This is a genomic window from Fictibacillus sp. NRS-1165 (assembly GCF_050468105.1).
GTDB classification, from domain to species: domain Bacteria; phylum Bacillota; class Bacilli; order Bacillales; family Fictibacillaceae; genus Fictibacillus_C; species Fictibacillus_C terrinigri.
The window spans coordinates 17641-31565 of sequence record NZ_JBDPNU010000031.1; the positions used below are offsets into that span (position 1 = coordinate 17641).

At 44.0% G+C, this 13925-nt stretch carries 12 protein-coding genes; 2 read left to right on the forward strand and 10 right to left on the reverse strand.

The genetic code is table 11. The features are described from left to right. Nucleotides 1–3: 3 nt before the first annotated feature. The 5 genes from glnA to spoVK form a co-directional block, all read right to left on the reverse strand. Nucleotides 4–1338, reverse strand: coding sequence for a type I glutamate--ammonia ligase (gene glnA, locus ABHN01_RS15190; protein ID WP_429876243.1), 1335 nt, complete (start codon nt 1336–1338; stop codon nt 4–6). Between the two features lie 45 nt (nt 1339–1383). After that, nucleotides 1384–1776 (reverse strand): MerR family transcriptional regulator, encoded by a 393-nt coding sequence (locus ABHN01_RS15195; RefSeq protein WP_290400412.1) that lies wholly within the window; start codon nt 1774–1776, stop codon nt 1384–1386. A 91-nt stretch (nt 1777–1867) separates the two neighbouring features. Then, nucleotides 1868–3130, reverse strand: coding sequence for an aminotransferase class I/II-fold pyridoxal phosphate-dependent enzyme (locus tag ABHN01_RS15200; protein ID WP_429876244.1), 1263 nt, complete (start codon nt 3128–3130; stop codon nt 1868–1870). A gap of 12 nt (nt 3131–3142) precedes the next feature. Continuing rightward, complete coding sequence (gene hflX / locus ABHN01_RS15205) at nt 3143–4378, reverse strand: GTPase HflX (protein ID WP_429876245.1); 1236 nt, start codon at nt 4376–4378, stop codon at nt 3143–3145. A 40-nt stretch (nt 4379–4418) separates the two neighbouring features. After that, the gene (spoVK, locus tag ABHN01_RS15210; RefSeq protein WP_429876341.1) at nt 4419–5357 is read right to left on the reverse strand and encodes a stage V sporulation protein K; all 939 of its coding nucleotides are present in this window, start codon (nt 5355–5357) and stop codon (nt 4419–4421) included. A 319-nt stretch (nt 5358–5676) separates the two neighbouring features. On the opposite strand from spoVK, the gene ABHN01_RS15215 reads away from it, so the two are divergent. Then, complete coding sequence (locus ABHN01_RS15215; protein ID WP_429876246.1) at nt 5677–6288, forward strand: YitT family protein; 612 nt, start codon at nt 5677–5679, stop codon at nt 6286–6288. Between the two features lie 84 nt (nt 6289–6372). Here the strand turns inward: ABHN01_RS15215 and ABHN01_RS15220 are convergent, their stop codons facing one another. Next, nucleotides 6373–6948: a YhcN/YlaJ family sporulation lipoprotein gene (locus ABHN01_RS15220; protein ID WP_429876247.1), complete on the reverse strand. Its 576-nt coding sequence runs from the start codon at nt 6946–6948 to the stop codon at nt 6373–6375. Nucleotides 6949–7084: 136 nt separating this feature from the next. Here ABHN01_RS15220 and ABHN01_RS15225 point away from each other — a divergent pair, with 136 nt between their 5' ends. Then, nucleotides 7085–8086 carry a tyrosine-type recombinase/integrase gene (locus tag ABHN01_RS15225; RefSeq protein WP_429876248.1) on the forward strand — a complete coding sequence of 334 codons (1002 nt, stop codon included), beginning with the start codon at nt 7085–7087 and terminating at the stop codon, nt 8084–8086. A 39-nt stretch (nt 8087–8125) separates the two neighbouring features. On the opposite strand, the gene hfq is transcribed toward ABHN01_RS15225, so the two are convergent. The 4 genes from hfq to mutS all read right to left on the reverse strand — a co-directional run bounded on the left by hfq (nt 8126) and on the right by mutS (nt 13888). Beyond that, entirely contained in the window at nt 8126–8353 is a 228-nt protein-coding gene (gene hfq, locus ABHN01_RS15230; RefSeq protein WP_061969616.1) for an RNA chaperone Hfq, read from the reverse strand. Between the two features lie 17 nt (nt 8354–8370). Continuing rightward, nucleotides 8371–9333 (reverse strand): tRNA (adenosine(37)-N6)-dimethylallyltransferase MiaA, encoded by a 963-nt coding sequence (gene miaA, locus ABHN01_RS15235; RefSeq protein WP_429876249.1) that lies wholly within the window; start codon nt 9331–9333, stop codon nt 8371–8373. A 122-nt stretch (nt 9334–9455) separates the two neighbouring features. Next, the gene (gene mutL, locus ABHN01_RS15240) at nt 9456–11300 is read right to left on the reverse strand and encodes a DNA mismatch repair endonuclease MutL (protein ID WP_429876250.1); all 1845 of its coding nucleotides are present in this window, start codon (nt 11298–11300) and stop codon (nt 9456–9458) included. 14 nt (nt 11301–11314) lie between these two features. After that, on the reverse strand, nt 11315–13888 hold the full coding sequence (mutS, locus tag ABHN01_RS15245) for a DNA mismatch repair protein MutS (RefSeq protein ID WP_429876251.1): 2574 nt from the start codon (nt 13886–13888) through the stop codon (nt 11315–11317). Nucleotides 13889–13925: the final 37 nt, after the last annotated feature.

Genomic DNA, 13925 nt, shown 5'->3' on the forward strand with positions numbered 1-13925 from the left:
GTCTTAATACATGGACATATATTGTTCGCGTTCCCAAGGGTGAACTTGTGTGCGGAACATATCCCACTCGATTTCTTTTGCTTCCACAAAGTGTTCTGCTGCGTGCTCACCAAGCGCTTTAAGAAGCACTTCGCTTTTCTTTAAACGATCGATCGCTTCTTTTAGAGTCGCTGGCAGATCCTTGATTCCTTCTGCTTCGCGCTCTTCTTTGTCCATTACATAAATGTTACGGTCGATCGGCGCAGGGGTTTCAAGCTTATTCTTGATACCGTCCAGGCCGGATGCAAGCAGCACAGCCATTGCAAGGTAAGGGTTTGCTGTTGGATCCACGCTACGAACCTCAACACGTGTGCTGAGTCCGCGGGAAGCAGGGATACGGATAAGCGGGCTTCGGTTTTGCATGGACCATGCAACATAGCAAGGTGCTTCATATCCAGGAACCAAACGCTTGTAAGAGTTTACAGTTGGATTTGTGATGGCTGTAAAGTCTTGTGCATGCTTAAGGATTCCAGCAAGGAACTCCATGGCAGTCTCACTGAGCCCTGTTTCATTGGATGGGTTGTAGAATGCGTTTTCTCCATCTTTAAATAGCGACATGTTCGCATGCATACCGGATCCATTCACACCGAATAGCGGTTTTGCCATAAATGTTGCATGAAGTCCGTGTTTACGGGCAATTGTTTTTACGACGAGTTTAAACGTTTGAATGTTGTCACATGTTGTGATCGCATCTGCATATTTAAAATCGATTTCATGCTGTCCCGGAGCTACTTCATGGTGAGATGCTTCAATTTCAAAGCCCATGTCCTCCAGCTCAAGAACGATGTCACGGCGGCAGTTTTCACCAAGGTCCGTTGGCGCAAGGTCAAAATACCCGCCTTTATCGTTTAGCTCGAGTGTTGGCTCGCCTTTTTCATCATTTTTGAAGAGGAAGAATTCCGGCTCTGGCCCGATGTTAAAGTCAGTGAAACCAAGGTCTTCCATTTCCTTCAATACTTTTTTAAGGATTCCGCGAGGGTCCCCGGCAAATGGAGTGCCATCTGGATTGTAGATATCACAGATCAATCTTGCTACTTTTCCTTTTTCGGAAGTCCAAGGGAAAACAACCCAAGTGTCCAGATCAGGGTAAAGAAGCATGTCAGATTCCTCGATGCGCACAAATCCTTCGATAGAAGAACCGTCAAACATCATCTTATTGTCTAATGCTTTTTCCAATTGTCCTACAGGAATTTCTACGTTTTTTATGACCCCTAATAGATCGGTAAACTGAAGGCGGATGAAACGTACATTTTCATCTTTAGCGATTTGCATGATGTTGTCTTTTGTAAATTTAGCCACTTGTTACTCCTCCTTAGTAATTGAATACAGCATTCACTGTTAAGATTAGTGGAAAAAGCGGGATAATTCCCCTTGAATCAATGAAGTTTTGCCAAATCGCCCTGCATGCATGAGCTCACGCTTTAAACGGCGGTGAATTGCAGACTCAGACATTTGTTCATTCTTAACCTCATTTTTCAAAAGGTTAACTGCTTGCTGGTTCAATTCAAACACACGCTTGATGCCGGCAAGGTTAACTCCTTGTTCAATCAGAGATTTAATTTCCAGCAATTTATCCACATCGTTGAAAGAAAACATTCTCCGGTTTCCGTCAGTGCGTGCCGGATGAATTAATTCATGTTCTTCATAATATCGAATTTGCCGGGCAGATAATTCAGTCAGCTTCATAACAATACTAATCGGGAATAAAGGTTGATTCCGTCTTGTATCATCATTCATCATCATAAGCCCTCCTTCCAACTACTTTTATCTTATGTTACAAAACCTCACATGTCAACCTTATGTAAGAAAAAATAACATAAAAAATTAATTAGATCAGTTCCTCCTGAATCAGTCGGTCTGCAGCCGTTAGAATCGCAATTTTCACATGCTCATACGTTAAACCGCCCTGCACAAATGCAATGTAAGGAGGACGGATCGGTCCGTCTGCTGTCAGTTCGATGCTTGCTCCCTGGATGAATGTTCCTGCCGCCATGATCACATCATTTTCATATCCTGGCATGTACCCCGGATAGGGAACAGCATGGGCATTTACAGGAGAGACAAGCTGAATCGCCTGGCAAAAAGCGATCATCCTTTTTTCATCTTCTAATTTAACGGATTGGATCAGATCTGTCCGTTTAGCATCCCACGATGGATTGGTTGACATACCGAGCCTTTCAAGAAAAGCAGCTGTAAACACTGCCCCTTTTAACGCCTGTGCTGTAACGTGCGGCGCCAGGAAGAAGCCCTGGTACATTTCTAGCAGACTATAGAGGGAAGCTCCTGCTTCACCACCGATTCCTGGGGAAGTCAGCCGGTAGGAGCAACGTTCAACGAGTTCTTTCCTGCCTGCGATATAACCGCCTGTTTTCGCAAGACCTCCTCCAGGATTTTTGATAAGTGATCCAGCGATCAGGTCAGCACCGACTTCGCATGGTTCTTTTTCTTCTACAAACTCTCCATAGCAATTATCAACAAACACGATCACATCCGGTTTGATCTCTTTTACAAAGGCGATCATTTCACCGATTTCTTCTATTGTAAAGGAAGGTCTGTCTGCGTAACCTTTTGAGCGCTGGATGCCGATCATTTTTGTATGGCTTTTTATGGATTTTGAGATGGCGTTGAAATCAGGTCTTCCCTCTGGTGTAAGTTCTGTATGGGCATAGGTAATGCCATACTCCTTAAGAGACCCTGTTCCTTTTCCTCTAATCCCCACGATTTCCTCGAGTGTATCGTAAGGTTTCCCTGTGATGTACAGCAGCTCATCACCAGGAAGAAGCACACCGAACAACGAGAGAGAAATGGCATGTGTTCCTGATATAATCTGAGGCCTTACAAGGGCTGCTTCCGCACCAAACACTTGTGCATATACTTTTTCAAGTGTGTCTCGGCCGGCATCATCATAACCGTAACCTGTAGACGGGGTGAAGTGAAAGTCACTTACTTGATGATCACGAAAGCTGTTTAACACTTTTAACTGATTATATTCTGCTCTCTGCTGAATGCCGTAATGCTGGGACCGGATTTTTTCCTCTGTCTCAATTGCTAATCTTTGCAGTCGACCTCCGTTTTGAAACTGTGAAAACATAGGGTACTCCTTTTATTGTAATTTCATGGATGGCAGGGCATAACCCCTGCACTCGTAGCTTTGTGTATCTTCGATGAAGACCTGTTCAAGCAAGATAGTGCTGTTTTTCAGCATCGACAGCTTTCTGCCTTCCTCCGCAGGGACAAAAATATGATAGTATTCCAGCTGCTTCTTCACCTCATTTTCAATTACATCCTTTAAAAGAAGCAGATCTTCTTTTTGAAAGGCCGAGATGGATACAGATGACGTGGCCGGAATAAAGCCTTCATTAAACTGGTCTTTTTTATTGTAGACCGTAATCATCGGAATGGAGGAAGCATCAAGATCCTTCAAGATAGAAAGTACTGTCGATTCATGCTGATCACGGTCTTCACTGGAGCCATCGATCACATGGATCAGGACGTCTGCTTCCTTTACTTCTTCTAACGTGGAGCGGAAAGCAGCAATGAGGGATGTCGGAAGGTCCTGAATAAAACCGACCGTATCCGTCACAAGCACCTGGAGGCCAGCTGGAAGCCTCATTTTTCTTGTCAGCGGATCCAGTGTGGCAAACAATAAATTCTCTTCATAGCTGTCTGCAGAAGTAAGCCCGTTGAAAATGGTGGATTTTCCGGCATTGGTATAACCGACCAGCGATGCCTGGATCGCTTTATTCTCTTTTCTTCTTTCTCTGTAACGACCTCGATGGCTTACGATATCTTCAAGCTGGCGTCTGATCTCAGTAATCCTGGAACGGATATGCCTTCTGTCTTTTTCGAGCTTGGTTTCTCCAGGCCCTCTCGTACCGATTCCCCCGCCGAGACGTGATAAGGAAACACCAACACCTGCAAGTCTTGGGAGGATATATTGCAGCTGAGCGAGTTCAACCTGCAGCTTACCTTCCCTGGAACGTGCACGTGTTGCAAAAATATCCAGGATCAGCTGAGTGCGGTCGATCACCCTTGCTTCAAAAAAGCGGGAGAGATTTCGGTTTTGGGCAGGTGTCAGTTCGTCATTAAAGATGATTAAATCCGGCTCCAGTTCTTCCTCAAGCGCCAAGATCTCTTCAATTTTCCCTTTCCCTATAAAGGTTGATGCATCATAGCGCTCACGCTTTTGGGTCACAGATACTACAGCTTGTCCCTGAGCCGTTTTTGTCAACGACTCCAATTCTTCCATTGAATAAAAAAATCGCTCGTCGGTTTGCCCTGGCAACTGGCAGCCAACGAGGATGGCTTTCTCTAGATGAGAATGCTTGATTTCTTCCAAATAACCTACCTGCTTTCCTATTCATAATAAAACTATCATATCAAATTCCATGTTTTTCTTCCAGATGAAGGTCATCTGCCGTCAGCGTCATCAATGACTTCTTATCTGTTTTTTCTTCTCTCAGCAAACGGACGGATTGTTTCCTTACCGCCTTCTCGATGATGTTGCGGATATACCTGCCGTTGCTGAACGATTTTTCTCCAGCTGCACATACCCGCTGCAGATGATGGCGCAATTTCCATTCTGAATCTTTTGCCATGATATATTGCCGCTCAGCCACCATCTTTATGGAGATCTCCATCAGTTCATCTACAGAATAGTCCGGAAAAGAGACCATGATCGGAAATCTTGAGGGAAGGCCGGGGTTCAGTTTTAAAAATCGGTCCATTTCTCCTGAATACCCCGCAAGGATCAGGATAAAGTCATGCTGCTGGTCCTCCATTGCTTTGACCAGCGTGTCGATGGCTTCCTTGCCAAAATCTTTTTCTCCCCCGCGTGCCAGTGAATATGCTTCATCAATAAACAGAATGCCCCCCATGGCTTTCTTTAGCAGCTCGCGTGTTTTTTGTGCTGTGTGGCCGATATATTCTCCCACGAGGTCAGCCCGTTCTACTTCAATCAGATGTCCCTTCGACAATACGTTCATTTCATGAAAAAGGTTTCCCAGCATCCGTGCGACCGTTGTTTTCCCTGTGCCCGGATTCCCTTTAAACATCATATGAAGCACTTGTTTTTCCACTTTAAGTCCTTGTTCCGCTCTGCATTTATTCACATAAAGCCAGGCATAGATCTCTTTAATAAAGCCCTTTAACTCTTCCATTCCAACGAGTGATGCCATTTCTTGTTCCATCTTCTTTAATGGAAGGTGTTTTTCAAGCTGTCTTTCTTTCACAGATGGACTCGCTGCTTCTTCCACGCGTTCCCTTTCATTGTTTTGGTTCAGGATAATATTAATTTGCGTTTTCTTTTTAAATGTCATGGAATCATGCAAGAGATTCACCTCTCTTTAGCTGTCTAAGATTATTATACTCATGACATTGTTTTATGGTGACAAATGCCCATCGGTTAGCCCTCATTCTAATGTATTCTGAAGAGTTTCAATTATACGGGCTTACTGACTGGTTTGAAATTTAATCATTATACATTATTGTGAATAATTATTCTATTAAATTGTCTAAATCATCTAATAATGTATATTTTCAGAATATTTAATGTATATTTAATCAAAATTATGTATTGACTATTTTTTCTTGCTGCCTTATTGTTAAAATTAGCTGCATAATAAAGGAACGATGAATATGTATTTTATGAAAAAAGCGCTTTTAGTTCTCATGGGGTTGTTCTTAACCGCAATCGGAACGAAGATTCTTACCGTCTCCCACCTGACTTTTGGGGGAACTGCTGGAATTTCCACGCTGCTGACGTTCTCGACGGGTATTTCATGGGGGATCTGGTTTTTTGTGATCAATCTTCCTTTTTTTATTTTATCTGTCAAAAGGCTTGGGATCTCCTTTTCCGTGTATACCCTTTTATGTATCTCACTGATCTCCTTGATCAATGAATTTCTTAAGATTTCTCCCTCTCCCGGACTGCATCCGCTGATCATTGCAATTGCATCAGGACTTATAATCGGTACAGGAGTAGTCCTCGTCCTGAATAATGGCGCCTCTCTCGGCGGTATTCATATATTAGCTGTCTATATGGATCAGCACCTTTCGATCAACCGAGGCAAAACTCTTTTTCTAACTGACTTCATCATCGTTATATCTGCAACCTTGATGGTAGGATTTCTACATGCACTCTATTCCATCGTTACTATTACGATCGCAAGTTACCTTGCCGGCAAGTTCAAACCGCATTCACCGAAAAACGATGATGAAAATGATCTTACGCTCGAAGCTCAGGCATAAATAACGCTAAAACCACTCAATTCAACCTATGGGTGGTTTTTTTATGCTTTTTTTGTCAATTCCTGCGCTTATCCGGGAAATAATCTATTCGTAGACCTGCCGCCCCCTATGATTTTGCTTTGTCCGGTCCATATCCTTCTGATAATTCCGTTTTGCCTGATTGGAGACAGGAGTGATTTTGCCGATCAATATTCCTAATTTGTTATAAGCATCATCCGTATAGAGATTGTCACCAGCATTGATCTTTTGTTGAATTCCTCTCATCTCCTTGATGAGCGAAGGATCCGTCGTGATGGCCGCGTTTTTTCCATGTTCATTCCCTTTGATCGTATGATACACCCTTAATCTGAGATGATCGCTCTTCCCCTGTGTAAGCTTATGCGTCGGTGTGATTCCTACGACTGTATAAATACCGCTCACAATGACATCAGCATGCTTAACCCCTGGAACGGTTTGTGCAAGGCTGGAAATTTCTTTAGCATTTTTTGATTCATAATTTTTTTCGTTGATGTTCGGTGCATCATTCTGCGAGTTGGGCAGGTTTTTCATGTTTACTTTCGTTGGTGCTTTGTAATTCTTTTCTTTATCAAGATCCAGTTCATTTTGTGAACATCCGGACACCCAAAGGACAGCTGCTGCAACCAGTACATATCGTTTCATGGAAGTAACCCTCTCTTTTATCATTCGATAGGATTAGTGTTCAAACTTCTCTGCCCAAATATTCATTTCGTTTTAAAAGTGCTTCACTTCGAACATGTTGGTATAATTAAACAAAAACGCCAAACGGAGGTAACTCATGTTTCCGCTAATCGATTCCTTGCCCCACTATTCGGCTGTATATTTAGAGACCTTGGAGAAGAAAGGAAGACAGGAAAGTACCATCAGGCGCTATTTTTATGATCTGAATGACTTTTTGGCATGGATGAGGGCGGTCAAAAAAGAGGACAGCTTCTCTGCCTTTCAATCGCTACGAACAGAAGACTATCAGTCCTATTTTGACTTTTTAATCCGCGAAAGAAACTATTCGCTTCGTACGCTGCGGAGAGTATTGACGGTATTAAAACAGCTCGTACAGTTTCAGATTACCCTTGGGAAACTGGCGTATAATCCGGTCAATGGTGTGGATCTTGGCATTGGAGAAGAAACGGCTTTCAGCGAAGAGGATTTCATCTCCCCTGGGGAATTGGAAAGGCTGAACGAGATCATCAAATCGTACGAGGGTCTGACAGAGAATCAGCAAAAATACCGCTATCTCTTGATCAGCCGCAACCTTTCAATCGTGGTTCTCCTTTCCCGTTATGGTCTGTCTTTGCTCGAAGTCACATCGTTGAAAATGAAGCATATCAACTTTACGAAGGGAATCATTCAAGTTCCTTCCGAGACGAGCCTTTCCAGAAAAATCAAGTTGGAAAAAGAGGATCAAGCGGTTCTTTATTCCTATTATCAAACGATACCTGCTGCGGTACGCCCAGCCTGGTATTCCAATGACTGCTTCTTCGCTGCTTTTGATTATCAGCGGGGAACCTACCGCTGGGTCTATAAAACAAATTCCCCTAAACCTCTGACCGAGATTGCTGTTCAGAAAATGATCCGCATGGAGGTCGAGCGTTCAGGATTGCGCAAAGGCATATCAGCGCAGCACATGAGACGGACGTGCATCCTTAATGAAATTCAAACAGAAAAAGAACCGGAACAGATCAAAAAGAAGTTCGGTTTTAAATCGTCTTTAAGCCTGGAACGCTATTATAAGTATTTGCAATCCTTGCCAAAAGAACGAGGAAAAAACCTTGCTGAATGAAACCAGCAAGGCTTTTCTTATTCCCAACAAACCTATGTATTAATTTTCAGCCGGCAGCTCTACCGGGCGATGAGGCGTAAAAGTTGAGATGGCATGCTTGTATATTAAATGCTGCTTTCCTTCTGATTCCAGGATGACCGTAAAATTATCGAACCCTTTCACCAGTCCTTTTAGTTGGAAGCCATTCAGTAAATATACAGTCACATAGATGTTTTCACGTCGTAATTGGTTTAAATACTGATCCTGGATATTGATCGCTTGCTTCATGTATACAATCCTCCTCATTAGCCATTAAAATAGTCATTCGACAGGTTCTTTAATTTTCCTTCTACAAATAATCTGATTTCCATAAAATTCTCGTAAAAGTTTAGTGAGGACATATCAAACCAGTCGATCTCCATCTGGTTTCTGAACCATGTGTACTGCCGCTTGGCATACCTTCTTGAGTTCCGTTTAAGTAGTTCAACTGCCTCTTCCAACGCCATTCTGCCCTCAAGGTATTCATATATTTCTTTATAGCCTATAGCCTGTACAGACTGACATTCTCTGACTCCTTCATCATACAATCGTTTAGCTTCCTCCACCAGACCGGAAGCGACCATTTCGTCGACCCTCTCGTTGATCCGCTCATAAAGGAGTCCCCGATCCATGGATAATCCGATAAAAACAAGTTCATAGAGGGATTCATCCGGTGTTTGCTGTTCTGCCAAAGTCTCGGACATGGTCTTGCCAGTACTGTGAAAGATCTCCAGGGCTCGGATCACTCTTCTTACATTGTTGGGGTGTATTCTTTTTGCACTTTCAGGATCATTCTTTTGAAGAAGTGAGTGAACGTGCAGCTCCCCTTTTTCCCTTGCAAGCTCTTCAAGTCTTTTGCGGTAGCTCTCATCTTGGGGGGCTGCTGAGAATTCGTACTGGTGTGTGACCGATCGTATGTATAAACCGGTGCCTCCCACGATGATCGGTACTTTTCCCCGCTGGTTGATCTCAGATATGCTTTTTCTGGCCAGCACCTGAAACTCAGCGGCAGAAAATGAATCACAAGGTTCTTTAATATCGATCAGGTGATGCGGAATACCTTCCATTTCTTCTTTAGTAATTTTCGCCGTACCTATGTCCATGCCTCGATAGATCTGCATGGAGTCACCATTAATGATCTCACCATCGAGCGCTTTGGCAAGTTCTATTCCTGTTTTCGTTTTGCCGACAGCCGTCGGACCGACAATCACAATCAACCGTTCTTTCATAAAAACTCCTATCACAGCGTTTCTTTTTTTCTATTGATATCATTATCATAACGCGAACGAAGTGAAAAATCCAAACATGGCCAAAAAAAAACGAGCCTACTTAAAGGCAGCGTTTTTTTTCATTACATGACTCTCTTAAACATCTTTTCCATCTCATACGTGGAAAAATGGATGATGATCGGCCTGCCATGGGGGCAGGTATAAGGATCTTCGCTTTTTCTTAGTGTTTCTAACAGCATGAAGATCTCATCGTTTCGCAAATGATGGTTCGCTTTAATCGAACCCTTGCACGACATCATAATGGCAGCTTTTTCTCTCAGCTTTTTTATATCAGCCTGTTTGTCATTTAACACCTGATCGATGATCTCTTCAATGCTTTCTTTCTCAAATCCTGCAGGAAACCATTGAGGATGGGCTTTTACGATATAGGTTGACCGGCCGAAAGGTTCGAGGAAAACTCCCACCTTCTCAAGGACCTCCAGGTGATCATTAATAATAAGGGCTTCTTTATTGGTAAACTGAAACGTAAGCGGAACGATGAGCTCCTGCAGCTCTGAAGCTACTTGTCCTACTTTTTCCCTGAAGAACTCGTATTTGATCCTTTCCTGTGCCGCATGCTGATCGATGAGATACATGCCTTCTTCATTTTGGGCGATGATATACGTTCCATGCATCTGGCCGATCGGATACATGGCCGGAATCTTGCTCATATTCTCACTTTCTGCGGGTTCCTGTTGTTCAGGAACTTGGTTAGGAACGTAAGAAAAAGAATCTTCCTCCGTGAGCTGCTGAACCTCTTTTACTTCTTCGGGAAATTTTTCTTCCTCATTCCTAACATGCTCAGTAAACAAAGGTTGATCTGCTTCTTTTTCTGTTCGGGCCGATGGCTTTATCTCGTGTTCAAACGTAAAACTATGCTGTTCTGACAGATCCTTCTCAGGTTTACTAACTGTTAATGAAGAGGAAGGTTCAGGAATCAATCTCAGCTTGCGCAGCACCTTTCTCACTTCTTCCTCCACCAATGAATTGAGTTCCGGTTCCTTGCTCAGCCTCGCTTCAAGTTTGGAAGGATGAACATTGACGTCGATAATGGAAGGATCCATCGTGATCGAAAGGACCACAAGCGGATATCTGCCGATGGGAAGGAGTGTATGGTATGCCTGCTGAACAGCTCGCTGGACGGCGTAGTTCCTGATATACCTTCCGTTCATGAACAATGACACATAAGTTCTAGAAGCTCTCGTGATCTCCGGTTTTGCAATATAGCCTTCGATTTCATAATCAAGAGACCGCGCGGACACAGGAACCATATTTCTTGCCACATTCATCCCGTATACAGCCGCAATTACGTTCAGCACGTTGCCGCTTCCATTCGTGTTCAATAGATCCCGTCCGTTGTGCCTGAGCCGGAACGAAATCTCCGGATGGCCCAGCGCCAGCCTGTTAATAACGTCAGAAATATTTCCCAGTTCGGTATTGATCGTTTTCATATGCTTCAATCTTGCAGGTGTATTATAAAACAAGTGGCGGACGGTAATATCCGTTCCTTTTCTTGCATTGGTCGAAGATACGGATTGAATCTGCCCGTTCATGATGGACAATGCCGTTCCTGCACCTGTGCCCGTACCGGTTTTCATTTCCATCTGAGAAACCGAAGCGATCGAAGGAAGCGCCTCTCCCCGGAAACCCATCGTCCGGATTTGAAATAGATCTTGTTCCTCTTTTATTTTACTGGTCGCATGGCGGCTGAATGCCAATTCACAATCTTCAGGTTCGATCCCATCCCCATTATCAATGATCCGGATCAGGGACAGACCCCCTTCTTCCAGCTCGATTTCAATACGGCTGGAATGGGCATCAATAGAATTTTCAACCAGCTCTTTTACGACAGATGCCGGCCGTTCGACTACCTCGCCAGCGGCGATCTTATTGGATAGGTGATCGTCCAGTTGGATTATCTTTCCCACTTGATCGTCTCCTTTTATTTCACTTTCTTTTGCAGATTGAACAATGTGGTCATCGCATCAAGCGGTGTCATTTCCAGAAGGTTCATCGTCCTTAGAAACTCTTCCACTTCTGATTTCTCTTGTTTCTTTTTCGATAATTTCTCTGTATCGTTTTCTTCCATAAACAAGCTTAGTTGGGTGTCAGGCTCAATCTGTGCTTTTTTTTGAGAACGGTCGTCCGACTCAAAATCTTCTAAAATAGATTTTGCCCTCTCGATTACAGCCGAAGGCAGCTCTGCCAGCTGTGCAACATGGATTCCAAAGCTCTTGTCAGCCTGTCCGTCGATCACTTTATGTAGAAAGACGAGCCTCCCTTGTTCTTCGACCGCTGATACATAAACATTCTTCAGCGATCTGAGCTGCTTTTCAAGGACCGTTAACTCATGATAGTGCGTAGAGAAGAGGGTCTTAGCGCCGATATGGTCATGGATGAATTCTACAATGGATTGGGCAAGCGCCATCCCGTCATACGTGGATGTTCCCCTTCCGATCTCATCGAGCAGAATTAAACTTTGGCTGGTCGCTTTACTTAAAGCGTATCTTGTTTCAAGCATCTCCACCATAAATGTACTCTGCCCGCCAACAAGGTCATCGGCTGCGCCAATCCTTGTAAAGATCTGGTCAAACAGCGGCAGCTCCGCGTGATCCGCTGGCACGAAACAGCCGATCTGCAACATGACAGCAGTAAGCGCAAGCTGTCTCATGTAAGTGCTCTTACCGGCCATGTTCGGCCCTGTAATCAAGAGCATCGAACGGTCATCGTTCAAATAGATATCATTCGGTACATATTCCTGAGCATCCATCACCTTCTCCACTACAGGATGCCGCCCGTTGGAAATGGACACGGAGTTAGTCGAAGAGATGAGAGGCTTTACATATCTTTGTTCTTCGCTGACCGCAGCAAACGCCTGCAATACATCGATCTCACTCAACTGCTTCGCCAGCAGCTGCAGAGATTGGATATAGCTTTTCACATGTTCTCTCACTTGCAGGAAGAGTTCGTACTCCAATGAGACCATCTTCTCTTCCGCTTCAAGGATCAGTCTCTCCTTCTCTTTAAGATCCGGAGTTACAAACCGCTCAGCATTCGCAAGTGTTTGTTTTCTTTCATATCGCCCTTCTGGAATGAGAGACAGGTTTGAACGAGTCACTTCTATAAAATAGCCAAATATCCGGTTATAGCCGATTTTGAGTGATTTGATGCCGGTTTCGCTTCTCTCCCTCTGTTCGAGAGAGGCGATCCATGCTTTTCCATTTACACTGGCATCCCTGTATGTATCCAGCTCTTTATGATAGCCGTCTTTGATCAATCCGCCCTCTTTTAATGATAATGGAGGATCGTCATGCAGAGAAGATTCAAGATAGTTGTACAGCTCTTCATGGCTGTCCATCTGTTCCGCCAATCCTCTGCTGTATGGATTGGACAATTGTAAGAGCGTCTGCTTAATGCCTGGAACGCTGCCCAGCGTTTGTTTCAACTGAATGAGGTCACGCGCTGTAATATTGCCAAACGATACTTTCCCCGCAAGCCTCTCTAGGTCATATACCCGTTTGAGTTTATCACGTAGCTCTTCACGGACAAAAAACTCCTGAATGAGTTCTTCCACCACATCCAGCCGTTGCTGAATAAGATCAGGAACGAGCAGGGGTTGTTCGATCCATTGCTTCAGTCTCCTGCTTCCCATCCCGGTAACCGTACGGTCAAGCAGCCATAGAAGCGATCCCTTTTTTCCTTTTGAACGGTTCGTTTCAACCAGCTCCAAATTGCGCCTGGAAAAGCTGTCCAGTTTCATATATTCATTAAGATGCTGCATGCTTAGAGGCTGCAGATGTTCCAACGCACGCTTTTGTGTATGCAGCAAATAGTGAAAGAGCCGGCCGCACGCTTCTTTCATCAGTTCTTTTTCGTTCTTCTGTACTAAGCGGCGAAAAGGATCGGGTACCTCACTCAGGTCCTGAATGGAGCTGACGATCTGATACCGCAATCGAAGAGTTTCGGCGATTTGATCATAGAGTTCAGAAGACATGATGGCTTCTCTCACATGCATCGCCTGAAGCTCACTCATAAGCATAGAGGTATCACCTTTATACAAATATCCTTTTAATTCACCCGTGGAAAGGTCATTGAGCACGATGCTGTATTGTTCATCTTTGCAGGAAACAGCTGCAATAAAATTATTTTCGGTTTCTTTTAACAGGTTTTGGTCCATCACGGTTCCCGGGGTAATGATCTGAATGACTTCCCTTTTCACGACCCCTTTTGCCGACTTTGGATCCTCCACTTGTTCACAGATCGCGACTTTGTGGCCAGATTCCACGAGCTGTTTAATATAATTGGCAGCAGAATGGTGAGGGACCCCGCACATCGGTATGCGTTCGGAGGTTCCACCTTCCCTGCTCGTCAATGTAATTTCAAGCAGCTGGGATGCTCTTGTCGCATCCTCAAAAAACATTTCATAAAAATCACCGAGCCTGAAAAATAAAAAGGCGTCACGGTGAGACGATTTTATTTTTAAATATTGCTGAATCATTGGTGTGTATTGTGCCATGCTTTCACCTAACTTCTAAGTTCTATTTTCAATAGTT

What these genes read in the sequence shown, in the direction of transcription:
- ABHN01_RS15195 (WP_290400412.1), bottom strand. Translation starts at nt 1,776, where the DNA reads ATGAATGATGATACAAGACGGAATCAACCTTTATTCCCGATTAGTATT.
- ABHN01_RS15200 (WP_429876244.1), bottom strand. Translation starts at nt 3,130, where the DNA reads ATGTTTTCACAGTTTCAAAACGGAGGTCGACTGCAAAGATTAGCAATT.
- spoVK (WP_429876341.1), bottom strand. Translation starts at nt 5,357, where the DNA reads ATGACATTTAAAAAGAAAACGCAAATTAATATTATCCTGAACCAAAAC.
- ABHN01_RS15215 (WP_429876246.1), top strand. Translation starts at nt 5,677, where the DNA reads ATGTATTTTATGAAAAAAGCGCTTTTAGTTCTCATGGGGTTGTTCTTA.
- ABHN01_RS15220 (WP_429876247.1), bottom strand. Translation starts at nt 6,948, where the DNA reads ATGAAACGATATGTACTGGTTGCAGCAGCTGTCCTTTGGGTGTCCGGA.
- ABHN01_RS15225 (WP_429876248.1), top strand. Translation starts at nt 7,085, where the DNA reads ATGTTTCCGCTAATCGATTCCTTGCCCCACTATTCGGCTGTATATTTA.
- hfq (WP_061969616.1), bottom strand. Translation starts at nt 8,353, where the DNA reads ATGAAGCAAGCGATCAATATCCAGGATCAGTATTTAAACCAATTACGA.
- miaA (WP_429876249.1), bottom strand. Translation starts at nt 9,333, where the DNA reads ATGAAAGAACGGTTGATTGTGATTGTCGGTCCGACGGCTGTCGGCAAA.
- mutS (WP_429876251.1), bottom strand. Translation starts at nt 13,888, where the DNA reads ATGGCACAATACACACCAATGATTCAGCAATATTTAAAAATAAAATCG.